This is a genomic window from Streptomyces avermitilis MA-4680 = NBRC 14893, assembly GCF_000009765.2.
Classification (GTDB): Bacteria; Actinomycetota; Actinomycetes; order Streptomycetales; family Streptomycetaceae; genus Streptomyces; species Streptomyces avermitilis.
Genome location: NC_003155.5, coordinates 7,213,179 through 7,239,080 on the forward strand (window position 1 = coordinate 7,213,179; position 25,902 = coordinate 7,239,080).

At 70.5% G+C, this 25,902-nt stretch carries 24 protein-coding genes; 6 read left to right on the forward strand and 18 right to left on the reverse strand.

Annotated elements, in window-relative coordinates:
- Positions 1-17: 17 nt before the first annotated feature.
- Positions 18-3,134 carry an alpha-N-acetylglucosaminidase gene (locus SAVERM_RS30860; protein ID WP_010987390.1) on the reverse strand — a complete coding sequence of 1,039 codons (3,117 nt, stop codon included), beginning with the start codon at positions 3,132-3,134 and terminating at the stop codon, positions 18-20.
- A 112-nt stretch (positions 3,135-3,246) separates the two neighbouring features.
- Between SAVERM_RS30860 and SAVERM_RS30865 the strand changes: the two genes are divergently transcribed.
- Complete coding sequence (locus SAVERM_RS30865; protein WP_010987391.1) at positions 3,247-3,714, forward strand: hypothetical protein; 468 nt, start codon at positions 3,247-3,249, stop codon at positions 3,712-3,714.
- Positions 3,715-3,803: 89 nt separating this feature from the next.
- Here the strand turns inward: SAVERM_RS30865 and SAVERM_RS30870 are convergent, their stop codons facing one another.
- From SAVERM_RS30870 to SAVERM_RS30915, 9 genes are all read right to left on the reverse strand, one after another.
- A complete protein-coding gene (locus SAVERM_RS30870) occupies positions 3,804-5,348 on the reverse strand; it encodes a DUF1996 domain-containing protein (protein WP_010987392.1) in 1,545 nt (514 codons plus the stop codon).
- A 251-nt stretch (positions 5,349-5,599) separates the two neighbouring features.
- On the reverse strand, positions 5,600-6,253 hold the full coding sequence (locus SAVERM_RS30875) for a response regulator transcription factor (RefSeq protein ID WP_010987393.1): 654 nt from the start codon (positions 6,251-6,253) through the stop codon (positions 5,600-5,602).
- Complete coding sequence (locus SAVERM_RS30880) at positions 6,238-7,518, reverse strand: sensor histidine kinase (RefSeq protein WP_010987394.1); 1,281 nt, start codon at positions 7,516-7,518, stop codon at positions 6,238-6,240. Before SAVERM_RS30880 ends, SAVERM_RS30875 begins: the two co-directional genes overlap by 16 nt.
- A gap of 99 nt (positions 7,519-7,617) precedes the next feature.
- Entirely contained in the window at positions 7,618-8,628 is a 1,011-nt protein-coding gene (locus tag SAVERM_RS30885) for an NAD-dependent epimerase/dehydratase family protein (RefSeq protein WP_174514633.1), read from the reverse strand.
- Positions 8,629-8,709: 81 nt separating this feature from the next.
- Entirely contained in the window at positions 8,710-9,294 is a 585-nt protein-coding gene (locus SAVERM_RS30890; protein ID WP_010987396.1) for a winged helix-turn-helix domain-containing protein, read from the reverse strand.
- 330 nt (positions 9,295-9,624) lie between these two features.
- Positions 9,625-10,545: a DUF6891 domain-containing protein gene (locus SAVERM_RS30895; RefSeq protein ID WP_010987398.1), complete on the reverse strand. Its 921-nt coding sequence runs from the start codon at positions 10,543-10,545 to the stop codon at positions 9,625-9,627.
- An 85-nt stretch (positions 10,546-10,630) separates the two neighbouring features.
- The gene (glnII, locus tag SAVERM_RS30900) at positions 10,631-11,659 is read right to left on the reverse strand and encodes a glutamine synthetase (protein ID WP_010987399.1); all 1,029 of its coding nucleotides are present in this window, start codon (positions 11,657-11,659) and stop codon (positions 10,631-10,633) included.
- A gap of 595 nt (positions 11,660-12,254) precedes the next feature.
- A complete protein-coding gene (locus tag SAVERM_RS30910) occupies positions 12,255-12,950 on the reverse strand; it encodes an RlpA-like double-psi beta-barrel domain-containing protein (RefSeq protein ID WP_010987400.1) in 696 nt (231 codons plus the stop codon).
- 125 nt (positions 12,951-13,075) lie between these two features.
- Positions 13,076-13,435: an arsenate reductase family protein gene (locus SAVERM_RS30915; protein WP_010987401.1), complete on the reverse strand. Its 360-nt coding sequence runs from the start codon at positions 13,433-13,435 to the stop codon at positions 13,076-13,078.
- A gap of 164 nt (positions 13,436-13,599) precedes the next feature.
- On the opposite strand from SAVERM_RS30915, the gene SAVERM_RS30920 reads away from it, so the two are divergent.
- Positions 13,600-13,908: a hypothetical protein gene (locus SAVERM_RS30920; protein WP_010987402.1), complete on the forward strand. Its 309-nt coding sequence runs from the start codon at positions 13,600-13,602 to the stop codon at positions 13,906-13,908.
- A 255-nt stretch (positions 13,909-14,163) separates the two neighbouring features.
- Here SAVERM_RS30920 and SAVERM_RS30925 read toward each other — a convergent pair whose 3' ends face one another.
- A complete protein-coding gene (locus SAVERM_RS30925; protein WP_037645661.1) occupies positions 14,164-15,828 on the reverse strand; it encodes an alpha/beta fold hydrolase in 1,665 nt (554 codons plus the stop codon).
- A 256-nt stretch (positions 15,829-16,084) separates the two neighbouring features.
- Between SAVERM_RS30925 and SAVERM_RS30930 the strand changes: the two genes are divergently transcribed.
- The gene (locus tag SAVERM_RS30930) at positions 16,085-16,372 is read left to right on the forward strand and encodes a hypothetical protein (protein WP_037645662.1); all 288 of its coding nucleotides are present in this window, start codon (positions 16,085-16,087) and stop codon (positions 16,370-16,372) included.
- An 11-nt stretch (positions 16,373-16,383) separates the two neighbouring features.
- On the opposite strand, the gene pspAB is transcribed toward SAVERM_RS30930, so the two are convergent.
- Complete coding sequence (pspAB, locus tag SAVERM_RS30935) at positions 16,384-17,025, reverse strand: PspA-associated protein PspAB (RefSeq protein WP_010987404.1); 642 nt, start codon at positions 17,023-17,025, stop codon at positions 16,384-16,386.
- Between the two features lie 6 nt (positions 17,026-17,031).
- Positions 17,032-17,955, reverse strand: coding sequence for a zinc metalloprotease HtpX (htpX, locus tag SAVERM_RS30940; protein ID WP_037645829.1), 924 nt, complete (start codon positions 17,953-17,955; stop codon positions 17,032-17,034).
- Between the two features lie 427 nt (positions 17,956-18,382).
- On the opposite strand from htpX, the gene SAVERM_RS30945 reads away from it, so the two are divergent.
- Positions 18,383-18,661 (forward strand): hypothetical protein, encoded by a 279-nt coding sequence (locus SAVERM_RS30945; protein ID WP_037645665.1) that lies wholly within the window; start codon positions 18,383-18,385, stop codon positions 18,659-18,661.
- Positions 18,662-18,772: 111 nt separating this feature from the next.
- Here the strand turns inward: SAVERM_RS30945 and glnA are convergent, their stop codons facing one another.
- On the reverse strand, positions 18,773-20,182 hold the full coding sequence (gene glnA, locus SAVERM_RS30950) for a type I glutamate--ammonia ligase (protein WP_010987407.1): 1,410 nt from the start codon (positions 20,180-20,182) through the stop codon (positions 18,773-18,775).
- A gap of 211 nt (positions 20,183-20,393) precedes the next feature.
- Between glnA and SAVERM_RS30955 the strand changes: the two genes are divergently transcribed.
- A complete protein-coding gene (locus SAVERM_RS30955) occupies positions 20,394-20,861 on the forward strand; it encodes an RDD family protein (RefSeq protein WP_037645667.1) in 468 nt (155 codons plus the stop codon).
- A gap of 197 nt (positions 20,862-21,058) precedes the next feature.
- On the opposite strand, the gene SAVERM_RS30960 is transcribed toward SAVERM_RS30955, so the two are convergent.
- From SAVERM_RS30960 to lipB, 4 genes are all read right to left on the reverse strand, one after another.
- The gene (locus tag SAVERM_RS30960) at positions 21,059-21,760 is read right to left on the reverse strand and encodes a DUF4191 domain-containing protein (protein WP_010987409.1); all 702 of its coding nucleotides are present in this window, start codon (positions 21,758-21,760) and stop codon (positions 21,059-21,061) included.
- Positions 21,761-21,819: 59 nt separating this feature from the next.
- Positions 21,820-22,017, reverse strand: a complete 198-nt coding sequence (locus SAVERM_RS30965) for an SCO2195 family GlnR-regulated protein (protein WP_010987410.1) — start codon at positions 22,015-22,017, stop codon at positions 21,820-21,822.
- Between the two features lie 276 nt (positions 22,018-22,293).
- Positions 22,294-23,280 (reverse strand): lipoyl synthase, encoded by a 987-nt coding sequence (lipA, locus tag SAVERM_RS30970; RefSeq protein WP_010987411.1) that lies wholly within the window; start codon positions 23,278-23,280, stop codon positions 22,294-22,296.
- A gap of 108 nt (positions 23,281-23,388) precedes the next feature.
- The gene (gene lipB / locus SAVERM_RS30975; RefSeq protein ID WP_255222034.1) at positions 23,389-24,369 is read right to left on the reverse strand and encodes a lipoyl(octanoyl) transferase LipB; all 981 of its coding nucleotides are present in this window, start codon (positions 24,367-24,369) and stop codon (positions 23,389-23,391) included.
- Positions 24,370-24,444: 75 nt separating this feature from the next.
- On the opposite strand from lipB, the gene SAVERM_RS30980 reads away from it, so the two are divergent.
- Positions 24,445-25,884: an NsdA family TPR-like regulatory protein gene (locus SAVERM_RS30980; RefSeq protein WP_010987413.1), complete on the forward strand. Its 1,440-nt coding sequence runs from the start codon at positions 24,445-24,447 to the stop codon at positions 25,882-25,884.
- Positions 25,885-25,902: the final 18 nt, after the last annotated feature.

Sequence of the window (25,902 nt, forward strand, 5' to 3'; positions counted from 1 at the left end):
GCTCTGGGAACCGGCGCCTACCCGAGCTTCCAGCCGCTGAACTCCACGGTCCCGCGCGCCCCGCTCCCGCCGTTCGTCGCGCTCATGAACAGCCCGACGTCCTGGGTGTCCGCCGCCCCCGGCACGCGCACCGTCGCCACCGTCCGCCAGGTCGCCCCGTCGTCCGTCGAACAGGCGCCGGTGTACGAGCCCTCGGCCCGCGTCAGCCGCAGCAGCACCGGCGCCTTGATCCCGGTGATCCGCTTGTACGTGTCGAGCGTGCCGTCGCCGTTGGTGTCGTACGAGAGCACGACTCCGTTGGCCGGAGTGACCGCGAGGTCGAGGAAGCCCGCCGAACCGGGCGTGGCGAGGCTGTCCCGGACCACGATCCCCGCCCGCGCCCAGGCACCCGTGACGGCCTGCGCGTCCACCTTCACCGTGACCGAGCCCCCGTCCCGCAGGGCCTTCGCCCGGTACGCCGTGCCGAACTCCGCCGTCCCTTTCCACAGGTCCGCGCCCGCCCCGTCGATCGCGAACCGGTCGCCGAGCTGTCCGATGACGGCCGCGTTGTTCGTGTACGTCTTCCAGCCCGCGGCGAGCGGCCCCGCCTCGAAGAGGGTGCCGTCGAACGCGCCGCTGACCCGGTCCTCGCCCGTGGGGCCGTACGTCACCGTGATCGTGTACGGCAGCGGACGCAGCGGCCGGTCCAGGGGGGTGCCGGGTGCGCTCGCCCGCCAGCGGACGGTGCCGGACCCGGCGGCCGGCACTCCGGCCAGGGACGTCGGCCCCTGCGGCTCGGCGTCGATGCCGGTGAGCGCGAAGTCGACGCGGCCGGTGGACCGCAGCCCGTTGACGTTGGTGAAGACGGCCGTCACGCGCGCGTGCCCGCCGGGCGGGAAGGCGGCGGGTTCGGCGGTGACCTTCAGGGAGCCCTGGTAGGGCGCCCGCGCCAGGACGTCACGCACCCGCGCGGCCGTCCGGTACGGATCGCCCACCGGCCGCAGCGGATAGTCCTTGCGCTCCCGCGTCCACGGCTCCTCCACCGCGAACCAGTCCACGGCCGCGGGCGGCGTCCCCGTGGCGAGCGCGTCCGCCAGCGCGTCCAGCCACTTCTTCCAGCGCGGGAGATAGAAGTCGGCCATCAGACCGTTCCACTCCCGGCCCGCGTACTCGTGCAGATCACCCGCGTCGGAGGTGGCGCGCCCGCCCCACACCGTGAGGAGCACCTTGGCGGTCCGCTCGAACTCGGCGCGTTCGCCGGCGTCGGTGGCGAGCAGCCGCGCGTCGTTGATCCAGGGCCCGAGCAGGAACGCCGGGTGGGTGCCCGTGACCTCGTCCGACAGGCCCATGAGCCGCAGCCACAGCGTGGCCAGCGAGGTGAAGGCGGCCGCGTCCTTCCTGGCGTACGCGGCCCGCAACAGCGGCAGATACTGGCGGCTGCGGTGCGCGAGCGCCTGCCGGGCGACGTCCACCAGGTCGTAGGTGTACGCGGCGCTGCCCCGCAGCCCGCCCGCCACCCCGAGCAGTCCGCTGAGCGCCGCGTCGAAGCGGCCGGGATCGTAGGTGAGGGCGCGCGGCGCGTACTCGGCGGCGCGGTTCGCGGCCAGGTCCGGGCGGGCGCAGAACAGCGAGTCGTGCGCGTCGCTGCGCTCGACGGCGTGCTGCTGGTAGGCGGTGTCGTGCAGGGCCCGCCAGGCCTTCTGGGCCGAGGCGTCGCGTCCGCCGTACCGGAAGTCGGCGTACGACGAGAACCAGGCCGCGCGGTCGATCTTCCCGGCGCTCCACGCCAGTTCGGAGAACAGCTCGAAGGCCGCCGGGTCGCGGTCGGCCGCCTCCGGAAGGTACGCGGTCCCGGCGAGCGCGCTGCCCGCCTTGTCCCGCCAGGCGAAGAACTTCTCGTTCCAGAGGTGCGCGCGGGCGCCGATCGTCGTACGGCCGCCGAAGTTGGGGATCGTGCCGAACGCGTACGGGGTGCCGCCCCAGTCCTTCTCCCGGTCGGTGACGCTCGTGTAGCGGTCGGAGACGCCGTCGACGATCAGCATCTTCTTCTTGTCGATGGCGTCGAGGAGGGCGGGCAGCGGATTGGCCTCCCAGCCCAGGATCACCCAGGTCGCCCCGGGGTGGGCGGCCTGGAGGGCTTTCTCCACGCCGCGGGCCGCGCCCGGCACGGGCACGTCGCCGGCCGTGCCGCCCTCGTGCAGCAGGTCCATCTTGAAGTGGGCGGCCTTCCCGAAGACGTCCTTCTGGTGGCGGTAGAAGGACTTGGCGACCGCGGCGAAGGAGGCGGTGCGCGGGTCCAGCCAGTCCGGACGTTCGAAGCCGTGCCAGATGCCCTGCGGGACGACATGGGCGTCACCGCCGTTGCGCTCCACGAAGCCCTTGGGGACGTGCCCGTAGTAGCCGGGCAGGACGGGCGCCATGCCGAGCGCGCGCAGCCGGTCGCAGATGCGGCGGCCCAGCCCGGCGCGTTCGGCGATCAGTTCGGGGGAGAGCGGGCCGCCGTACCCGGAGAGGTTCTGCAACAGCCACCACGGCTGGTGCGAGGGCGCGGGCAGCCAGGCGCGGGCCTCGGTGTCGGAGTAGCCGAAGTCCTTCAGGACCCGGTGGTAGACGGCCTCCGTGCCCGCGATCACCATCACCTCGTTGCAGCCGTGCAGCGCGAGGAGGTCGATCTGGTGCTCCCAGTACGACCAGTCCGCGTACGGGGCCGTGTAGCCGTCGTTGGTGTCGTTGAGCGCGAAGCGGTGGGACAGGGCGGTGGACCGTTCGAGGGGGCGCGCGGGCGCGGGCAGTCTCCGGGGCAGGTCCAGCTGGCCGCCGTTCCACGCGAGGTGCGCCCCGCACACGTACTTCAGGTACCAGTGGACCCCGGTGAGCAGCACGGCCGGTGTCGTACCCGACACCTGGATGCGCCCTGTGCCGCCGGTGACCCGGAAACGGTCGCGCCCGCGGGTCCGGCCGACCAGACTGAGCCGGAACTGTCCGGCATGCCCGGGCAGCAGCCGATTGAGCGCGGAGCGTGCGGGAGCCGTATCCAAGGCGGGGCCCTCGCCGGGGCTCTCAGTGGCGTGGGCCGGAATCGCCGTTCCCAGGGTGGTTCCGAGGCCGATTGCACCGGCTGTGCCCAGCACCGTACGTCGCGACGGACCGTTCATCTGTGTGCCCCCTGTGTCGACAGGTGCGGCACGCTAACGGGACGGACGTCCGTGCTCAACGGTGCGCACGGAGCTGGCGAGATCATGTCGCCTGAAGGGACCGGAGGATCACATGAGGTTGACGCGAGAGAAGCTGGTGGCCGGAGCTGCCGTCGCCCTGCTGGCACTGACCGGGTGCGGCGGGTCGAGCGGGTCGGACGACGGCGCCGCGAAGGCGGTTCCGGCGACGGCGACCGGCAGCCTGGAGGACCTGGCGGCCGAGGTGAAGTGCAAGCCCGACATCCAGACGGACGCCGACGAGATCCGGCAGGCCGTCTGCAAGAGCACCTCCAGGAAGTTCATCCTCGCCACCTTCGCCACCGACCGCGGCCAGCGCGAGTGGCTCAACGAGGCCAAGGACTACGGCGGGTTCTACCTCGTCGGCGCCAAGTGGGTCGCCGTCGGGGACCAGAAGGTGGTCAAGACGCTGCGCGGACAGCTCGGCGGGACCATGGAGGAGGGAACTTCGCACGCCTCGCACAGCTCGGGCACCGGCAGTGACGCGAGCCATGAGGGCACGCACTCGGGTCACAGCGGCTGAGGGCTTCGGCGGACAGCGCTTCGGCGGACAGCGAAGGCCGGCGGTGGGAGATCCCACCGCCGGCCTCCTCATCGGGCGCCGCTATTCGGTTACTTGCACTTCTTGCCGGTGTTGATGCAGTTGACCATCTGGTTCATCACGTTCTCGTCGAAGACGTTGATGAAGTCGTCGTGGTCGGTGCTCGCCTTGTGCAGCTGTTCGGGGAATCCGTCCACCGCGTAGGCGTTCTTGATCTGACCGTTCTCGATGGTCGGCGCAGGCACGTCGTACACGAGACGCATCGTCAGCTGCGGGATCGCCTTGAACCCGTTGGCGCAGTTGCCCTGGGCGTCGGCGAAGGCCACGTGCGTACGGTGGTTCGCGCTGTCGATGTTCTGGCCGTCCCAGCAGCTCTGGAAGGCGAACGAGCGCACCACGCTGCTGCCCTGGGGGCAGATCGGGTACTGCTCGGTCAGCTGCACCTTGTTCTCGAAGCCGGTGCAGCTCCAGTGGGCGTTGGCGTTCGCGAGACCGTTGGTCAGGGTCTTCGCGTCACCGGTGATGATCCGCAGGAACTTCGGCATCGCGACGACCTTGCTCTTCGCGTTGCCGACGAACTTGATCGAGGCCTGCTTGGCCTGCTGGATCTGGCCGACGTTGCCTTCCTTGCCACCGCCGTCGTTGTTCTGGTCGAAGTCCTGCGTACCGTTCTGGATACGCACGACCGGCCAGTAGTACGACGACTTGTCGCCCTGGTTGGAGCAGCTGGTCTGGGCCGCCGCGAACGTGTCGTTGTTGGCGAAGGCGTCGTTCGACTGGTTGCCGACGTAGTCGTGCAGGTGGTGCGCGCCGTTGGTGACACCGGGCGCCACGATCACGTTGTCGGTGTTGAACTTCTTGTTGGCGTTCACACCGCAGGAACTCGTGAACGTGCCGGTCGAGCCACCGCCCTGGGCCCGGGCCTTCGCCTGGACGTTCGCCTGCACCTTGGTGATGTCGACGAAGTCGGCGGCGACGGGGCCGTTGCCGGCCTGACCGCCGTTGCCCTGCTGCTGGCCGTTGTTCTGGCCGCCGTTCTGCTGCTGGCCACCGTTGTTCTGCTGCTGGCCGCCGTTCTGCTGCTGCCCACCGTTGTTCTGCTGCTGACCGTTGTTGTTCTGGCCACCGGCAGTCGTCTGGTTGGCGCCCGATCCGGTACAGGCGGCGAGCGCGTCAAGCGAGTTCGGGGCGGCGGCACCGACCCGCTTGAAGTCGATCTTGATCCGGCCGATGACCGCGGTCCGCTTCTGCTTGAGCGGGCCGAGGATGGCGTTCTGGACGAAGTTCGCGTCCTTCGTCTGAGCCTGACGGGTCGAGGCCAGCCGGGCGTACGCCTCGGTGATCTGCTTGTCGAGCGTCGCCAGCTCCTTGTAGACGCCGGACCTGGCGCCGCGCGGCACCTTGGTGAGCTTCTGGCCGATGTCGGGGCAGCTGATCGTGGCCACCGTGGCGGCGGCGGCTTTCGTGTTGTTCTTCCACGAGTTCGAGTTCGTCTCGTGGGCAGAAGCGTAGAAATTTGCCCAGATGAGCCCGCCCCCGCCAAGCGCTAGGGCAGCCGATGCGGCGATGGCCTTGTTGGCCAGTGACGAACGGCGTTTTCTTGTGTTGCGTCCCATGGAACTCCTCTGACTTCCTTGCGGGGGCATCGAGGCGCCCGACAGGAGTGAAGCGGCTCCATCTCATACGCACGGGGCTCCTGAGGTGTTCAGAAACCCTGGAAATTCTTAGAAGTTCATGAGGTCATTTCCGGCGCAACGGGGGCAGAAGCCTCCGTTTCAACGGGAGTTGAGCGGGGTACACCACGTTACTTTGAATTTAATTCAGTGGTGGTCGCTCGCTGATCTCCGCGCTGATCTTCTTGGGATCCTCAGCGGCCCTGGTCCAAATAGGCGAGTACGGCCAGCACGCGCCGATTGTCGTCATCCGAGACCTCAAGCCCCAGTTTCGCGAAGATGTTGGAGGTATGTTTGGCGATCGCCCTTTCCGTGACCACGAGTTGGCCCGCGATCGCCGCGTTCGACCGCCCCTGCGCCATCAGTTCGAGCACTTCCAGTTCGCGTGCGGTCAGCCGGCCAAGAGGCTTGCTGCCGGCCGAACGCCGCGACAGCAGCTGCTGGATCACCTGCGGATCCATCGCGGTGCCGCCCGCCGCGACCCGGCGTACGGCGTCGATGAACTGCTCCGCGTCGAACACCCGGTCCTTCAGCAGATACCCGACCCCGCCCGTCCCGTCCGCGAGCAGCTCCCGCGCGTACAACTGCTCGACGTGCTGCGAGAGGACGAGCACCGGCAGCCCGGGTCTGTCCCGGCGGGCCTGGAGCGCGCACTGCAACCCCTCGTCCGTGTGCGAGGGCGGCAGCCGTACGTCGACCACCGCCACGTCCGGGGTCAACTCGGCCAGCGCCCGGGTGAGTTCGGGGCCGCTCTCCACCGCGGCGGCGATCTCGAAGTCGTACGCCTCCAGCAGCCGGACCAGTCCGTCGCGCAGCAGGAAGAGGTCTTCGGCTAGGACAACTCGCACGGTATCTCCAGGCTGACCATGGTGGGGCCGCCCGCGGGGCTGCTGACGGCCAGGACGCCGTCGAATGTACCCAGCCGCCGCTCGATCCCGGCCAGGCCCGAACCCGTGCCGATCCGCGCGCCGCCCCTGCCGTTGTCGGTGACCGCGATCCGCAGCATGCCGTCGCTGTGCCGGAGGTCGATCCAGACGCGGTCGGCCCCCGCGTGCTTGACGGCGTTGGTGAGCACCTCGCTGACGGCGAAGTAGGCGGCCGACTCGACGGGCGCGGCCGCGCGTCGGCCGTCGAAGTCGACGTTCACCTCGCTCGCGATCGGGACGCGCAGCGCCAACGCCCGTACCGCGTCACCGAGTCCACGCTCGGCGAGCACGGGCGGATGGATGCCGCGCACGAGGTCGCGCAGCTCGGTGAGCGCGTCGGCGGACGACTTGCGGGCCCGGGCGAGCAGTTCCCTCGCCTTCGCCGGGTCCTTCTCGATCAGCGCCTCGATCGTCCCCAGGTCCATGCCCATCGCGACGAGCCGCGCCTGCGCCCCGTCGTGCAGGTCCCGCTCGATGCGCCGCAGTTCGGCGGCGGAGGTGTCGACGGCGGCACGCCGGGTCTCGGTCAACACCCGGACGCGCTCGGCGAGTTCGCCCTGGCCGGGGGCGAGCACGGCCCGGGTGAGCAGGAAGTGCACACGCAGCAGGGACGGGGTGAGGTGGTACGAGGCGACCAGGAAGACGACGCCGAGGGCGCCGGCGGCGAGCGCGGAGGCCTGCCCGGAGACCGGTACGAAGGCGTACCACCACCCGATGTACGTACCGTCGGTGAAGACCCGCCACAGCCCGGCCGCCAGAGCGAACCCCTCCAGCGGGTAGAAGAGCAGCGCGGCGGGCAGGAGCGCGGTCACGAATCCGGCGGTCATGTCGACCTGGAGCCATATGAGGTCCCGCCAGGTGGCGCGGTCACTGAGCAGCCGGAAACACCGGCCCCACGGGTTGGCGTCCACGGGGACGGGCCGGTATCCGGACGGAATCCGCACCCCGCACCACTCGGCGGCCACCACCCGCCGCCAGTCGGCGAAGCCGCGCACACCGGCCAGCACCCAGGGCGTGGTGACGATCCCGACCCCGAGGGGCACCAGGAGAAGGGAAACGACGGCCAGTACGTAGAGGACGAGGGCGCCGGGGAGCCCGACCACGGCCAGCACGAGGGCCCTCGTCCCGTCGCGTACGACGCCCCGCGCCCTCGTCGCCATGCCGCTGCCGCCGCTGCTGATCTCCATGTCCCCAGTCTCACCGAGCGGCCGCCCAGGGTCACTGGGCCGGGCACCCGGGCGGGGGGTGGGGTCAGGTGCACCCCTGGCGTCCCCCGCCGCCGACGCTCACACCCCGAGCACCTTCGCCTCCACCTCGGGGTCGAGGCCCACGGGGGGCCGGTCGGGCCGCCCGGGGGCGACGCCGCCGATGTCCTGGAGCCAGGCCCAGGTGTCGGCCACCGTTTCGGCGACCGGCCGGCAGCGCAGCCCGTCCCGCAGCGCCCGGGACACATCGGCACTGTGCAGAGCGGCGTGCCCCTCGCTCTTCGGCGGCGCCCACACCGGCAACTGCGTCCACGGCTCGATCCCCGCATCGAGGATCACCTCGGGGTCGGTCCACCTGAGCTCGGCCGCACCGCCCGTCACCCGCACGCACGCGTCGAGCAGTTCGCCCGTCGTCGTGTGCCCCTGCGGGCTGATGAGGTTGTACGCCCCGTTCAGTCCGCGCTCCGCCGCCCCCAGAGTCCACTCGGCGAGGTCGCGCACATCGACGTACTGGAGCGGAAGCTCCCGCGGCCCGGGCGCGAGGACCGGCCCGCCGCGGGCCGTCCGGGTGAGCCACCACGGCAGCCGGCCGATGTTCTCGTACGGCCCGAGGATCAGCCCGGACCGCACGAGCAGTGAACGCTCCGCGCCGAACGCGTCGAGCGTGGCCAGCTCCCCGCCCCGCTTGTCGCGCGCGTAGTCGGTCTGCTCCGCGTCCGCGGACGCGTCCGCCACGAGGGGTGCCTCTTCCGTGTATCCGGCGGCCGGCGGCCACGCGTACACGGAGCAGCTCGACACATACACATAACGCCGGGCCGCGCCGGCCAGCAGTCGCGCGGTGTCCCGCACGGCCCGCGGCGCAGCCGACCAGGTGTCGACGACGACGTCCCACTCCTGTGCGCCCCCCGCCACGGCCTCGGCGAGCGCGGCGAGCCCGTCCGGTGCGGTGCGGTCACCGATCAACGACCGCACACCGGGCGGGGGTTGGTGCCGTCCCCGGTGGAAGACGGTCACCTCCCAGCCCCGCCCGAGAGCCGCCTCGACCATGGCGCGTCCCACGAACTCGGTACCACCCAGCATCAGAAGTCTCATGCCGACCACTCTGCCCGCGGGACCGGCGGGGCGGAACGGAAATCTGCTGACAGAAGATCCGCCGCGTGGTGCGGGAGCGGCTCAGCGACCCGTCGGCGGCGTGTACTTGTAGCCGACCCGCCGCACCGTCTGGATCGTCTGCCGGTGATCGGCCCCGAGCTTGCGCCGCAGCCGGGCGATGTGGACGTCCACGGTCCGCCCGTCGCCCACATGCCCGTATCCCCACACCGTGGTGACCAGCTGGTCGCGGGTGTGCACCCGGTGCGGATGCGCGACGAGATGCGCGAGCAGCTCGAACTCCAGGTAGGTGAGGTCGAGCGGCTGTCCGTCGACCTCGGCGGTGCGCTGCACGGTGTCGACGCGGATCAGCGGGCCGTCGCCGGCGGTGAGGTCGCTCGCCTCGGGCTGGTCCGGCACGGCGACCGGCAGCACGGTCTGCTGGTCGGCCGGGACGAGCACCAGATAGCCGATCATCGGCGGCTGGCCCGGCAGCGTGGGCAGGGTGTGCTGGGGCGCGGGCAGCCAGGTGGCGCCCGGCGGCAGGAAGTCGGCGACGTCCACCACCTCGTCCCGGTCGACGGCACGCAGTCGGTGCCGTGCCGAGCCCGGGGACGGTGCGGGGGAGGGGACGGTCGCGACGGACGAGAAGGAACGGGTGTTCGCCATGAGAGGTCAGCTCTTTCGCGCGAGGAGTTCGTCGGGAAGGCCGACGACCGCGAGTTCGTGGTCGGGGTCGTCGAGGACGTACGTCGTGCGCGCTGGCCGAAGGCCGGAGGTGTACGGCTTTAAAGGGCCGGCGCGTTCATCGCGCGACAACACACCCGGTCGAAGTCGTGGTGCTGACGGGAAGGCCAGAAGGGCTCGAGGTCGTGGCGACCTGTCGCGGTGTACTTCTGGAAGCTGGCCATACTCCCATTGAAGCAGACACCGGGCCCGGGCAGGAGACTCCTCTCACTGCTTGGACGCTTCCTTGGTGTGAAGTTGACGTTGCGCACCTCAACCGACCAGCCGTCTTTGCCAGGTCAGCGGCGTGAGGGAGATCGCCTTGTCCGGGGAGGCGTCCCACTGTGCGGACAGCCCCGCCGCGGTGAGCGCGGCCACGACCTCGTGTCCCACGGCCACCGTGGTCTGCTCGGCTCCGTCGAACCCGCCGTAGTAGAGCGTGAGTCCGTACCCGTCGGCGGCGTGCTCCGTGACCTGCTGGTGGAAGAAGACGAAGCCCCGGGCGTCCTCGCGCTCCGCGCCTATCTCCGCCATGCCGCAGCCCCGGCAGCACGCGAAGTTCTCCCGGGCCGTGATCCCGCTCGCCTCCAGCGCCGCGAAGGCGAGGGCGAGCCGCTCGGGGTCGGTGACGCCCTCCCAGGTCTCCTGCTCGGCCAGCCGCTCCAGCCACAGCCGGTCCACCAACCGCCGGGCCTGGGCCTTCGACACCGGCCGGTCGCCCCCGTCGACGAGGTACTCCTCGGCGATCTCGGCCAGCACCTTCCGGTCGTCGTAGCCGCAGCGCAGCCGGGTCCGCACGCGGTCCTCGACCTTGCCCCGCACGTCGTCCGCAAGCTCGGGCACCTCTTCCTGCGGCCCGAGGTCGACCGGCTCCCAGGTGACGCCCGCGTCCCAGGCCGCCTCCTGCCGCGCCCAGCCGGTCAGGAGGTCCGCCACCCGATCCGGGTCCGTGAGGTCCGTACCGAAGAACGCGTCCTCGGTGAGCCGGTGCTCCAGCCGGTAGTCGCCGCCCTCCTCGTGCCACACCTGGGCGAACACATCCGGGATGTCCGGTATCCGCTGCACCACCAGCCAGCGGTCGCCGGCCGTGCCGATCCGCCCCACCAGCTCCCGCAGCCGCTCCGCCGAAATGCGCGCGTGCCGCTGCCAGTTCTCCGTCTCGACCTTGATGGCGAGGGCGCCGTCGATCTCCATGTCCCCACCATGGCACGCGCCACTGACAACGCGAGGGGGCGCCCACCGCGACGGTGGACGCCCCCTCCCGGAGCCGGTGTGCGGATCAGACCTGGCCGGCCTTCTCCAGGGCGGAGCAGCAGGTGTCGACGAGCAGACGCGTCACGACGTACGGGTCGACGTTGGCGTTCGGACGGCGGTCCTCGATGTAGCCCTTGCCGTCCTTCTCGACCTGCCACGGGATACGGACCGAGGCGCCACGGTTCGAGACGCCGTACGAGTACTCGTTCCACGGGGCGGTCTCGTGCAGGCCCGTCAGGCGGTCGTCGATGCCCGCGCCGTAGTTCTTGACGTGGTCGAGCGGCTTGGAGCCCTCGCCCAGCGACTCGCACGCGGTGATGATCGCGTCGTAGCCCTCGCGCATCGCCTTCGTGGAGAAGTTGGTGTGCGCGCCCGCGCCGTTCCAGTCGCCCTTCACCGGCTTCGGGTCCAGCGTCGCGGAGACGCCGAAGTCCTCGGCGGTGCGGTAGAGCAGCCAGCGGGCCACCCACAGCTGGTCGGAGACCTCGAGCGGCGCCAGCGGGCCGACCTGGAACTCCCACTGGCCGGGCATGACCTCGGCGTTGATGCCGGAGATGCCCAGACCCGCCTTGAGGCAGTTCTCCAGGTGCGCCTCGACGACGTCACGGCCGAAGATCTCGTCCGAGCCGACACCGCAGTAGTAGCCGCCCTGCGCGGCCGGGAAGCCGCCCTCGGGGAAGCCCAGCGGGCGCGAGCCCTTGAAGAAGGTGTACTCCTGCTCGATGCCGAAGATCGGCTCCTGGGCGCCGAACTTCTCCTCGACCTCGGCCAGCGTGGCACGCGTGTTGGACTCGTGCGGCGTCATGTCGATGTTCAGGACCTCGCACATGACGAGGACGTCGTCGCCGCCGCGGATCGGGTCCGGGTAGGTGGCGACCGGCTTGAGTACGCGGTCGGAGGCGTGCCCCTCGGCCTGGTTCGTGGAGGACCCGTCGAAGCCCCAGATCGGCAGCTCGGCACCCTTGGCATCGTCCGCCAGGATCTTCGTCTTCGAACGGAGCTTGGCCGTCGGCTCGGTGCCGTCGATCCAGATGTACTCAGCCTTGAAGGTCACGGGCCACATCCTTCGGGGTGTGTCTGTAGGCGCACTGCGGGTGCTGCGGCGCTGCGGCTGGGGCGCCGCGGGAGATGCCGGAAGCCTGTCAACAGGCGATTTCCCGACCATTGCCCGAATGTGAACCCCGTGTTACCTGGGGCCTCTGTGCTGCGGCTCACCCGCTGAGAGGGCCCGCGGCGGTGTTCGCACCCGCTATCGCGTCCCGGTGGCCCGGACCGTGTTCCGTCCGCTCCCGGGGGAGACGACTCGTATGCGATGGGTTTGCGCGAGGCGGACGTCACCCGGCGCCGAACGCCGCGGTCCACACCCCCGTGCGGGAGCCGGCCGCGGTGCGGGGGATTACGTGCCCCCCGGAGTCCGGCGCGCTCCGCGCACTCGGCACGAAGGTCCCGCTGCTCCCGGCCGGAAGCAGCAGGACTTCCCTCGAGTTCTCGGCTTCCCTCAAGCTCTCGGCTTCGCTCGAGCAAGGGGACCCCCCGTCACCCACCGGGTGGTCGCCCGCGCCGCCGGGCCGGTGCCGCGTACGGCACCGGCCCGGCTCGATCACCGGCCGACGGACTTCCTCAGCCGATGACTCCGATGGCGTCCGGGGTCACCCCACCTTCTCGATGACAGCCCGGCGGATCAGGAACTTGCCAGGCTCCCGGACCTGCTCGAAGGCCGCGTTGTTGAGCAGGGCGCAGCTGCCGGAGACCGAAGTGACCTCCACGGTCGTGGACTTGTTGTTGTCCAGGTTCGTGACCTTCAGCTTCGTGCCGGCCGGGAACTGGTTGCTGGACGCGGCCGGAGCGCCGCCCTCGCCGGAGAGCGTGACGGTCGAGCCCTTGCAGACCTGCTCCCCGGAGGCCGCGTTGCCGCCGGCGTTCTCCGCGGGCGCGGTGGCCGAGGCGTTGTCCGCGGGCGCGGTGGCGGCCTGCGAGGGCTGCGTGGCTTGGGAGTCCTGAGCCGACCCCCCGGCCGCAGCCGATCCGTCGGCCGCCTGAGCCGACTCTCCGACCTCGCAGCCGGACGCTTCCTGCTGGCGCTTGATCTCGGCGATGACGGCCTCGCGGTTGGCGATCCGCGCCTCCGACTGCGCGTCCGGTTTGGCGCGCTGCCCGTCGATGAACTTCTGGTTGTTGCCGATCGCGGTGGCCAGACCCTGGCAGACCGTCGAGTTCGAGGCGTTCTGCACCGACGCCGCGTTCGACGTGGCGGCCAGGGCGAAGGCCCCGCCTCCGGCCACCGCAGCGGCGCTGAGCAGAAGCGCGAGCTTCTTCTTGGTGCTGAGAGTTCTCCTGCGCGACATCCGCGCCTCCTGAGCGGTAGGGGAGCGTACGCCGCTATGTACGAGATGCCGAACGAGGTTACTCAGTGGTTTACAGGAGTCAGCGACGTAACGTACGTCACAGGGATGGTGCGGAGGGCCTTCCGCTACCGGGACAAGGCATCCCGTACCGCCTCCTCCGTGCGTGCCACGAGCGCGGTGCCGTCGTCCGCGGTGATGATCGGCCGCTGAATGAGCTTGGGGTGCTCGGCGAGCGCCCGCACCCACTGGTCCCTCGAACCGGCGTCCCGGGCCCACTCCTTCACGCCGAGCTCCTTGGCGACGGCTTCCTCGGTCCGCGTGATGTCCCAGGGCTCGAGTCCGAGCCGCTGGAGCACGCCGCGGATCTCGTCCTCGCTCGGCACGTCCTCCAGGTAGCGCCGCACGGTGTACTCGGCGTCCTCCGCGTCGAGCAGGCTGAGGGCGCTGCGGCACTTCGAACAGGCGGGATTGATCCAGATCTCCATGCCCACACGGTAACCGCCGTACCCCCTTGCGCCTGCGCCACAACCCACCCCAAAGCCCGTGTGGCCAGCGGCTTTTGTCAGTGCCGAGCGGTAGAATAGAAGCAGTGTTCGAGGGTGCCGCCGGAGGTTCCGGACGGTCCCCTGACCGCGACAGGAGGATGCCTGTGCCCGCTGCCGCACTGAAGCCGAAGCCGACCCAGTCCACATCCAGGAGGCCGGTCCCGCTGGACCTCCCGTACCAGCCCGTGGAAAAGCGCCCGCTGCCGCCGGGGCGCCCCCGCGAGTGGTACATGACCCACAACCGCCGCCTCAAGGCGATGCGCCTCGCCATCGCCCTGCTCGACTCCGGGGTGTACGTCCCGAACCAGGCGCGCAACGAGACGATCCGCAGCACGGCGGAGACCATCGGCGTCCACCCGCCGTCGGACACGACGTGCCACATGGTCCGCGCGCTGATCAGGTACAGCCGCTGAGGTCCCGCGCCGAGCGCTGAGATCCCGCGCCGGGCACCGCGTCTTCGACGGGGTGCCCGGCGCGGGCGTCGTGGGAGAAGGGGGCCGCGCCGGCCCCGTCGCCCGCCCGCCTCACGACAACTCCCGCTCCAGCGGGGTCCGGAAGCGCGGCGTGCCCCGCGTCCGCCCCAGCCACGCTCCCACCCGTGCCGCCTTCGCCTCGATCGCCGCCAGGACACGGTGTGCGCACTCTCGTGGCTCCGGCCCGCGCCGAAGCTAGCCGTACCGCCGCAACAGCCCGCCCACATAAGCCTCCAGCCGCGCGCCCAGTACCTCGCGCGTCAGGTCGGTGCGGCCCAGCTCGTGCCAGGGGGCCGCGAGCTTCTCGGCGTCGGGGGAGTACGCCAGCGTGTCCAGCAGCCGCCAGTACAAGTGGTCCGCCCCGTCCGCCAGTCGCCGGCCGCCGTGGGCCTCGTACCGCTCCCGGAACCCCAGCCCGTACGCCTCCCCGTGCAGCAGCGCGAGCGCCGTCGAACAGTGGGCGACGTCCAGGTCGGCGGGCCCCCACGAGGTCTCGACCCAGTCGACGACCCCGCTGATCCGCAGCGTGTCGCCCGCACCGTCGAACAGCACGTTCCCGGGGTGGAAGTCCCGGTGCAGGAAGCACCCTTCGTACGCGGGCGGTTCGCGCCTGAGCACCGCCACGGCCCGGTCCCACAGGGCGCCCCCGGGGGTGCGGACCCGCTCGGGCGACGTCCACGCCTGGTAGGGGCGTGGCCGTTCGTCCGGTACGACGGTGTGGATCCGGACGAGTTGCCGCGCGAGCAGGTCGAGGCGCCGGTCCAGATCCTCCTCGTCGACCCGTACCGCGCCGGGCAGCAGGGACATCAGCAGCGAAGGGTGGTCGCAGTGTTCGCCGGTCGCGTCGACGGCGACGGCCTCGGGCACGGGGGTGCCGTCCTGCGCGGCGAGCAGGGCGAGGACGGACGCCTCGCGGGAGAGCAGTCCGGGCGCGTGGCGCCGGAAGAAGGGCCGCACGAAGGTGCGCAGCACCAGGCCGGTGCCGTCGTCGAGAGTGAGACGGCGTATCTGCGAACTCCAGCCGCCCCGCAGCCGCGCCGAGTCCCGTACGCGCCTGCCCGCCGGGAGCTGCTTCGCCACCCAGGCCCGGGTCGCCGTCCATCCCCCCTCGCCCCGCCCGGTGAGCACGGCGTCCACGAACCTCCGCCGGTCGTCCTCGTGGTCGCGGAACCACAGGCCCAGCGTGTGCTCCGCGTCGGGCAGTTCGACCAGGCTGAACTGGGCGTTCGTGGCGAGCGCGGCCGTCACCGCCGCGGTCACGGCGGGCGGGATCACGGTGTCGGTACCGGGCACCGCGAGCACGGCCCGGCCCCCGTACGCCCGCAGGACGTCGAGCGCGGGAGACTCCCGCCAGCTGTCCGCCGCACGGATGATCTCGCTGAACCGTCCGTCGCCCGCACCGAACGGAACCGGCCATGCCGCGGCCGCGTACACGGCGGGTGCGCACAGGCCCAGGGCCGCCACCCGCTCCCCGTAGTGCGCGGCGAGATCCGCCACCGTCTGCCCGCTCATGCTGAACCCGACGAGGACCAGCGGACCGTCCCCGGGAACCCGCGCGTCGATCACCGCGACCGCCTGCGCGAAGCGTCTGCGCAGGCTCGACTCGGCCAGCGCGCCGGTGCTTTGGCCGTGCCCGGAGAAGTCGAACGCGAGGCCCCGGCAGCCGCGCGCGACGAATTCCGCGAGCAGGGGGAGCAGGCGCCCCGCGCACCCGTCGCCCGCGCCGTGCAGCAGCACGACGGTGGGCGATTCCCGGCCACCCTCTACGCCCCCGGCGTCGTCCCCGTCGTCGTCACCGCCGTACATGCCGCTGAGTCGTTCGCCGTCGTGTTCGTACGCGAAGGAGAGGAGCTCGCTCATGCCCCCATTCATTCACGACCCTGCCGTCGCCCGGTCGTTCAGGAGGAGGACGTACCGCCGAAAAGCAGGTGCGTGCTCTACGGCTCCGTCCCTACGCTGGGCACGCGTACCGGAGCTGCCCAGCACCTCTTTCCGCCGGACAGGCATCACCAGGCGGACTCGGGGCTACTCTCTACGCACCGACGGCCGGACGCCTCCCCCAGCGCCCCGTCGAGACAACGAGCACCACCCACACCCACGCCCACGGAGGCCCGTCATGGGCACCATCGTCATTGCCGGGACTGTCGTCCTGGTCCTCCTAGGATTCGGTAACCACGCCTGGTGGCTCGCCGCGGCCGTCCTGCTCTTCCTGTACCTGCAGTACGGGCGGGGCTCGTCCTCGGCGTCACCCACGTCCGGCGCCGGAGGCTCCTCGTCGGGGTCCGCCCGCCCCGACACCAGCTACCGCGCGTACCGCGAACGCCGTGACCAGCAGGCCAAGTGGGAGCGCCGCTACCGCCGCGAGCGTCCCCTCGAGGCCCGCCGTCAGGAACGTAAGAACTAGTACTGGTCCGGTCACAGGCCGGGCGCGCCCCAGATCGGGAACCAGCGGGTCAGGTCCTGCTCGATCCGCAGATCGTCGGCGAGCGCGGCCTTGACCTGGAGTTCCAGCGCGTTGTCGCGCCGCCGGCCGGCACCGGCCAGCGGCGCGAAGGGATAGAACGTGCCGCGCTTGTAGAGGTAGACGAGCCCGAGCCGCCGCAGCCCGCCGTCCCGGCCCGTTGCCGCGGACCGGAATCCGGCGACGGAGCAGAGCAGCTGCGGCCCGAAGCCGCTGCCCTCCAGCGCGCTGTTGACCGCGTGCAGATCGCTCACCAGCGCCGGCAGGTCGTCGGGCGTCCGCCGGGAGACGAGCCAGGAGTAGCCGTACTCGTCCCGGCTGAGCTCGACGGGTGGTCCGCCCCCGAGCTCCCGGCCCTGCTCGGGCAGGGGGGAGTTCCGTCGCTCGGAGTCCGCGTCGAGCAGGGCCCGCACCTCCTGGTGCGCCTCGGCGAAGGCCGCGCCCTCGACGGTCGAGAAGCACACCGCGCCCGTACCCGTGGGGGTGAACCCGGCCGCGGCCTCCAGGGTCACGGCCGCCGACGGCAGCCCGAACAGCCGGTCGAGGTCGGGCGCCACCGGCTTGGTACGGCCGAGCAGGATGTCCAGGAACCCCATCGGTGCTCAGCGCGCCTTCCCGGGCGTCGCCGCCTCGCCCAACTCGGCGGAGATACGGCCGAGTTGTTCGAGCCGCTGCTCCAGGCTCGGATGTGTGGAGAAGAGGCGCTCGAGGCCCGGCGTGGTGCCGAGGGCGGGCGTGAAGTAGAAGGCGTTGAAGGCCTGCGCCGACCGCAGGTCCTTCGTCGGGATGCGGGCGATGTCACCGGTGACCTTGGTCAGCGCGGACGCCAGTGCCGAGGGACGCCCGGTCAGCAGGGCGGCGGCCCGGTCGGCGGCCAGCTCGCGGTAGCGGGACAGGGCCCGGATGAGCAAGAAGCTGAGCGCGTACACGGCCGCGGACACCGCCAGCACCGCCATGAAGATCACAACGGTGTTCTGGTCCTTCCGTCCCCGTACGCCGAAGAACTGCGAGTAGAACGCGAACCGCACGATCAGACCGGCGATGACCCCGAGGAAGGACGCGACGGTGATCACGGCGACGTCCTTGTGCGCCACGTGCGACAGCTCGTGAGCGAGGACGCCCTCCAGCTCGTCGGGCTCCAGTCGTCGCAGTAGCCCGGTGGTCACGCACAGCACCGCGTGATCGGCGTTCCGCCCGGTCGCGAACGCGTTCGGCATCTCCAGGTCGGAGACGGCGACGAGCGGGTTGGGCATGTCGGCCACCGCGGACAGCCGGTCGACGACCCCGTGCAGCTGGGGGTACTCCTCGCGCTCCACGATCCGCCCGCGCATCGCGTACAGCGCGATCCGGTCGGAGAACCAGTACTGCGCCCCCAGGAACGCCGCCGCGATCACCACGACCAGCACCCAGGACTTCAGCAGGACGATCAGCGCGGCGACGAACGCCAGGTACAGCAGTCCGAGGAGAAAGAGTGTGACTGTCATCCGCGCGGTCAGTCGCCGATCGCTCTGGAACCGGCTCTGCATCTGCATCACCCCGCACTAAGGCACCCGTCCCGCTGTCCAGTGTGCACCTGCGGATGCCCATGAAGCGGTTCCGATCAGCCCTAGGAGGTGCAAAGGCCACCGGTGAGATCGGCACCCCATTTCGTCCAAGATGCTGAGTGGTCGAAGGGCGGCTAGCCTTTAATGGCGGTTGGCCCTTCATAAGGCGAATAGACCTTATGAACGGACCAGCCCGAAATGAACAGAGCCGCAATCCGGGGGTACACCGGCTGTCGGCGAGATCCCCATCCACCGGGGGCCGACAGCCCAATGTCATGGACGCGTCGGCGGCTTACGTGTCCTCGCACTCAGGCGACACCGCGCCGGACTTTCCGCTGCGGCCCGGCCATCTGCCATCCGTCTCGTGCCTCGGAAAGACCGCACGGGAGGGTGGAAGGAGGATTCACCCATGAAGGCACAACGCGCGAGGCGTCTCTTCGCGGTATCTGCCGTCGGCGTTCTGATGGCCGGGGGCGCCGCGATCGGCGCAGCAGGTACGGCCTCGGCAGCCGCTCCGGCCCAAGCCCCCACCCAAGTCACCACCCATGGCTGTTCCAACTGGGGTGGCCGTGGCTTCGTGAGCAACTGTGGCTTCGGCTTCAACAACGGCTTCAACAACGGCTTCGGCTTCAACAACGGCTTCGGCAACGGCTTCGGTGGTGGAGTCGTGGTCATTCTGGTGTCCTGACGGAGCACGGCAGAGGGCCGCCACCTGAAGTGTTCCCAGGTGGCGGCCCTCAGCGTTGCGCCTGCTTTTCAGACGTCGGATTTCAGACGTCGGATTTCAGACGTCGAATTTTTAGACGTCGAAGTAGAGCTCGAACTCGTGCGGGTGCGGGCGCAGCTGGAGCGGGGCGATCTCGTTCGTGCGCTTGTAGTCGATCCACGTCTCGATCAGGTCGGGCGTGAAGACGTTGCCCTGGAGCAGGTACTCGTGGTCGGCCTCGAGGGCGCTGAGCACGGCCGGGAGCGAGGTCGGGACCTGCGCGACGCTCGCGTGCTCCTCGGGGGCCAGCTCGTAGAGGTCCTTGTCGATCGGCTCGGCCGGCTCGACCTTGTTCTTGATGCCGTCGAGGCCCGCGAGCAGCAGCGCCGAGAAGGCGAGGTACGGGTTGCCGGAGGAGTCCGGGGCGCGGAACTCGACGCGCTTGGCCTTCGGGTTCGAGCCGGTGATCGGGATACGCATCGCGGCCGAGCGGTTGCGCTGCGAGTAGACCATGTTGACCGGGGCCTCGAAGCCCGGGACCAGACGGTGGTACGAGTTCACCGTCGGGTTGGTGAAGGCCAGCAGCGACGGGGCGTGCTTGAGGATGCCGCCGATGTAGTAGCGGGCGGTGTCCGAGAGGCCCGCGTAACCGGCCTCGTCGTAGAACAGCGGGTCGCCATTGGCCCACAGCGACTGGTGGACGTGCATGCCCGAGCCGTTGTCACCGAAGATCGGCTTCGGCATGAAGGTCGCGGTCTTGCCGTTGCGCCAGGCGACGTTCTTCACGATGTACTTGAAGAGCTGGAGGTCGTCGGCCGCGGCGAGCAGCGTGTTGAACTTGTAGTTGATCTCGGCCTGGCCGGCGGTGCCCACCTCGTGGTGCTGGCGCTCGACCTGGAGGCCGGAGTTGGCCAGCTCCAGGGAGATCTCGGCACGCAGGTCGGCGAAGTGGTCGACCGGCGGGGTCGGGAAGTAACCGCCCTTGTAGCGGACCTTGTAGCCGCGGTTGTCCTCGATCGCACCGGTGTTCCAGGCGCCGGCCTCGGAGTCGATGTGGTAGAAGGACTCGTTCTCCGCGGTCTTGAAGCGCACGCTGTCGAAGACGTAGAACTCGGCCTCGGGGCCGAAGTACGCGGTGTCGGCGATGCCGGTCGACGCGAGGTAGGCCTCGGCCTTCTTCGCCACGTTGCGCGGGTCACGGGAGTACTGCTCGCCCGTGATCGGGTCGTGGATGAAGAAGTTGATGTTGACCGTCTTGTCGCGGCGGAAGGGGTCGACGCGCGCGGTGGACAGGTCGGCGCGGAGCGCCATGTCGGACTCGTGGATGGCCTGGAAGCCGCGGATCGAGGAGCCGTCGAAGGCCAGCTCCTCGGCCGGGTCGAAGGCCTCCGCCGGAATCGTGAAGTGCTGCATCACGCCCGGCAGGTCGCAGAACCGGACGTCGACGAACTTGACGTCCTCGTCCGCGATGTACTTCTTGGCCTCGTCGGCGTTCTGGAACATCCAGCTCCTCCTACTCCCGACCATGTCCGACCGGGGTGGTAGTTCGTTCGTGCGGCCAGTGCGGTGGCACACGCTGGACCCGACCATAGGGACGGGGGATTTCTCAAGCATGACCCATTTGTTTCGCCGAAGTTAACCGGCTCGGGTTCAACAGCAGCCTACGCACACCCCGCCATCCCTGGCGCATATGAGGGCGCAGTACCGTGGACGGGTGGACAACAGGCAAGTAATCGGATCGTGGCTCTCCGGCCCCCGCGAGGCCGCGGAACAAGCCGGGGCCGACTTCGGCTACCGGGGCGAACAGCTCGGTCTGCCGGAGGAGGGGCCGGGTTCGATCGCCCGCCCGGGCCGCCGCTTCGGCGCCCTCGCCGTCGACTGGGGCCTGTGCCTCTTGATCGCATACGGCCTGCTCACCCACGGCTACAACCAGACGACCGGCAACTGGGCGCTGCTCGTCTTCCTCGGGCTCGGCTTCCTGACGGTCGGCACGGTGGGCTTCACCCCGGGCAAGCGCCTGTTCGGTCTGCGGGTGGTCGCCGAGGGCACGGGCCGCGTGAACCCGCTCCGCGCCGTCGTGCGCACGGTCCTGCTGTGCCTCGCGATCCCGGCCCTGATCTGGGACCGCGACGGCCGGGGCCTGCACGACCGGCTGGCCCGCACGGTCGAGGTCAGAATCTGACCGTTCCGGTACGACGACGGCCGTTCCGGTATGACGACGGCCGTTCCGCGTATGGCGACGGCTGTTCCGCGTACGACGACGCCCGCTCCACGTACGACGAAGGATCTCCGTAGCACGAATGATCTCCGTACGACGAAGGGGGCGCCCGGATTTCTCCGGGCGCCCCCTTCGTCGTACGAGCTCATGTGCGAGGGAGGTCAGCGGGCCTTCGGCCCACCGCGCGGCATGCGCATCCCCTTCGGCATCGGACCCTTCGGCAACGGCATGTTGCTCATCAGGTCGCCCAGCGCGCGCAGCCGGTCGTTGGTCGCGGTGACCTGCGGGCCGGTCAGGACGCGCGGGAACTTCAGCAGGGTCGTACGGAGCTTCTTCAGCTCCACCTGGCCCTCGCCGGTGCCCACGAGCACATCGTGCACCGGGACGTCCGCCACGATCCGCGCCATCTTCTTCTTCTCGGCGGCCAGCAGGCTCTTCACCCGGTTCGGGTTGCCCTCGGCCACCAGGACGACGCCCGCCTTGCCGACCGCCCGGTGCACCACGTCCTGGCTGCGGTTCATCGCCACCGCCGGAGTCGTCGTCCACCCCCGGCCGATGTTGTCGAGCACGGCCGCGGCCGCGCCGGGCTGGCCCTCCATCTGCCCGAAGGCGGCGCGCTCGGCCCTGCGTCCGAAGACGATCGCCGACGCGAGGAAGGCGAGCAGGAGGCCGAGAATGCCGAGATAGTACGGGTGGCCGATCAAGAAGCCGATCGCGAGGAAGACACCGAAGGTGATGATTCCGACAGCCGCGAGTACAAGACCGATCTTTGAGTCGGCCTTGCGGGTCATCTTGTAAGTGAGAGCGATCTGCTTGAGTCGCCCCGGGTTCGCAGCGTCCGCTGCGGGTTCCTTCCTCGCCATGCCACGAAGTCTACGTGGCCCGGCAAGCGCCGACGACGGCAGCACCGGCGAAGCGGCGGCTACGGACGCGTCGACACCGCTTCCAGCACGCGCTGCGCCTCGACCCGGTCCTTGGCACGGCGGCGGTCCTCCTGGACCGACGTCCAGGCATTGCGACGGGCGGTGCGCTGGCCGCCGCTCATGAGCAGCGACTCGACGGCACGGAGTGCATCGGTGAACGACGGAATGGCGGTGGCGCGTACGGGCGCGGCCTGCATGATGGAGGTCCCCCCTCGGGATGGCGGCGCTGGCTGGGGCTCTACGTGGCGTAAGAGCAGGGTCACTGATTGGTGTTACCAGGGCGTGACCGACCGGTCAAACACCCATGAAGCCTTGATGCGCGGCCCATGGACGCCGACGCGGTCCCGGCACCGTCCCCATCTGCGGGGACGGCCGGGACCGCGTCGAATGCGCCATTACCGGAGGTAGATGCTTGTGCGCAGATTCACACGCTCTTGTGGCACCGAGTGCCACAGCGGGGTGTGCCCGGCGTCTCAGACCGCCTGCGAGGCGACCTGCGCACCGCCCTGCGGAGCGGCTGACTGACGCAGCTCCATGGCCATCTGGTACAGGCGGCCGGCCCGGTACGAGGAGCGGACCAGCGGGCCCGACATGACACCGGAGAAGCCGATCTCCTCGGCCTCCTCCTTGAGTTCCACGAACTCGTGCGGCTTGACCCAGCGCTCCACGGGGTGGTGGCGCACGGAGGGGCGCAGGTACTGCGTGATCGTGATGAGCTCGCAGCCCGCGTCGTGCAGCTGCCGGAGCGCCTCGCTGACCTCTTCGCGGGTCTCACCCATGCCGAGGATGAGGTTCGACTTCGTGACCAGACCGTAGTCCCGGGCCTCCGTGATGACCTTCAGGGAGCGCTCGTAGCGGAAGCCGGGGCGGATGCGCTTGAAGATCCGCGGGACCGTCTCGACGTTGTGCGCGAAGACCTCGGGGCGCGCGGAGAAGACCTCGGCCAGCTGGTCGGGCTCGGCGTTGAAGTCGGGGGCGAGCAGCTCGACCTTGGTGCGGCCGGCCTCGCGGCCCGCCGTCTGCGCGTGGATCTGGCGGACCGTCTCCGCGTACAGCCAGGCGCCGCCGTCCTCGAGGTCGTCGCGGGCGACGCCCGTGATCGTGGCGTAGTTCAGGTCCATCGTGACGACGGACTCACCGACGCGGCGCGGCTCGTCGCGGTCGAGGGCCTCGGGCTTGCCGGTGTCGATCTGGCAGAAGTCGCAGCGCCGGGTGCACTGGTCGCCGCCGATGAGGAAGGTGGCCTCGCGGTCTTCCCAGCACTCGTAGATGTTGGGACAGCCCGCCTCCTGGCAGACCGTGTGCAGCCCCTCGCTCTTCACGAGGTTCTGCATCTTCGTGTATTCGGGACCCATTTTCGCCCGGGTCTTGATCCACTCGGGCTTGCGCTCGATGGGGGTCTGGGCGTTCCGGACCTCCAGGCGCAGCATCTTGCGTCCGTCGGGTGCGACTGCGGACACATCGGCTCCCTGTAGCTTCGATTCTTCGGCGTACACCAGGGTACGCCCGTGCGGTTCCTGGTCCCCGGGGTGGGCAACCTTGGGGAACGCGGGTGCATTCCCCCGGGGTCAGGCCGAGGCCCGTTCCACCTCGCGCGGCTTCAGGTCCGCGTTCTCCAGTACGTCCCGCAGGTGCTTCTCCGCGACCGGCAGGACCTCGCCGATGGTGACCTCGCGGCCCAGCTCGTACGCGAGGGACGTCACGCCCGCGTCGCGGATCCCGCACGGGATGATCTTGTCGAAGGAGGACGTGTCCGGATTCACGTTCAGGGCGAAACCGTGCATGGTGACGCCCTTGGCGACGCGGATGCCCATGGCGCAGATCTTGCGGTCCTCGCGGCGCTGGCCGGCGTTGGAGGGGGCGTACTCGGGGCCGTTGAGGCGGGGGTCGAACTCGTCGTCGGCCAGGCGGGGGTCGAAGTCGAGGGAGAGGCCGCCGAGGCTGGGGCGCTGCTCCACCGGGTCGCCGAGGACCCAGACGCCCGCCCGGCCCTCCACGCGGCTGGTGGCCACGCCGAACTCCGCGCAGACGCGGATCATGACCTCTTCGAGGCGGCGGAGGTGGGCGACGACGTCGACCGGGCGCGGCAGTTTCTGGATCGGATACCCGACGAGCTGGCCCGGGCCGTGCCAGGTGATCTTGCCGCCGCGGTCCACGTCGACGACGGGGGTGCCGTCGAGGGGCCGCTCGTTGTCCGCCGTACGCCGGCCCGCCGTGTAGACCGGCGGGTGCTCCAGGAGCAGACAGGTGTCGGGGACCTCGTCCAGGAAACGGGCGGCATGCACACGGCGCTGCTCGTCCCAGGCCGCCTGGTACTCGACGGCCTCGGCACCGAATCCCATGTGGACGAACCGCAACTCACTCACGGCAAGCGCCTCCCTAGAAGCCCTCAGAACCCTTGTAAGGCACGTAACGCGCCCACGCCACTGTACGTCCGGCCGATGTCCGTCAGCCCGACGGTCAATCCTCACACGATCGGATGAATGGACGCCGAAGCGTGCGATCACGTGCTTACCCTCCGCTACATTCGCGCCGTCACCCCAGGCCATAAGGGCTGTTCGCAGGCGATCCGGGCACGCGGCAAGGTCGCTGCGCGGATCGAAAGGCAGGAGACCGCACCGCAGATGACGGAACGACCCGCGCAGCGCACCCCCAACCGACAGCTCGCCGCGCTCATCGCAGAAGCGGGGTTCTCCAACGCAGGTCTCGCCCGTCGCGTGGACCAGCTCGGCCTCGAACACGGCCTGGACCTCAGATACGACAAGACCTCGGTGACGAGGTGGCTGCGCGGGCAGCAGCCCCGGGGCACCACCCCCGCACTCATCGCCGAGGTGTTCACCCGCCGCCTCGGCCGCCGGCTCACCGCCCAGGACCTGGGCCTCGACGCGTGCGCCCCCGTCTACGCGGGCCTGGAGTTCGCCGCGACGCCCGAAGAGGCCATCGACATCGTCGGCGGGCTGTGGCGCAAGGACTCCGGCAGCCACGCCGAGCTGCGCAAGATCGCGTTCACCCCGGCCGGGCTCGTCGTGCCCAGCCGGGACTGGCTGATCGGCCGCGCCGACGACCGGGTCGGCCGCGGCGATCCGCCCGCCGCCCGGGTGCCCGCGCAGGGCCGGCCCGCGGTGCCCCGCCAGCGCAGCCAGACCGAGCGCGGCCCCGGCCAGAAGGTCACCGGCGGCGACATCGCCGCGCTGCGCTCGGTGGGCGAGCTGTTCCGGGCGCTCGACCACGCGTACGGCGGCGGCCACGCCCGCCAGGCCCTGGTCCGCTATCTGGAGCACGAGGCCGAGCCGATGCTGCGCGGCACGTACGGCGAGCAGACCGGGCGCCGCCTGTTCGCCGCCGCCTCCGACCTCACCCGGCTCGCCGGCTGGACCTCGTACGACATCGGCGCGCACGGGCTCGCCCAGCGGTACTTCGTCCAGGCGTTGCGGCTGTCCCAGGCGGCCGGGGACCGGGCGTACGGCTCGTACGTCCTGGTCACCATGAGCCGCCAGGCCGTCTACCTCGGGCACGGCCGGGAGGCCGTCCAGCTCGCACGGGTGGCCCAGCAGGGGGTCGGGGCGTCGGCGCCGCCCGTGGTGCAGGCGCTGCTGCACTCCGTGGAGGCGCGCGGGCACGGGGTGCTGGGGGAGGTACGGGCCTGCACGGCGTCCCTGGTGCGTGCCGAGCGGTCGCTGGAGGCGGCCCGCCCCGGCGACGAAGTCCCTTACTGGGCACGGTTCTTCGACGAGGCGCAGCTCGCCGACGAGTTCGCGCACTGCCACCGGGACCTCCAGCAGTTCCGGGCCGCGGCACAGCACGCGGAGCGCTCGCTGCAACTGCGTGCGCCGGGGTACGCCCGCAGCCGGCTCTTCTGCCGCGTCGTGCTCGCCACGGCCCGGCTCGGGCTCGGAGAGCTGGACCAGGCCTGCCTGCTGGGCGCGGAGGCGGCCGGGCAGGCGGCGGAGATGCGGTCGGTACGGGCCATCGAGTACGTCCGCGACTTCGAGCGCCGCCTGGAGCCGTACCGGGACGCGGCGCCCGTACGCGGGTACCGGGACCGGGTGACGGCGTTGCAGTAGCCGGTCGGGGGCGTCTCC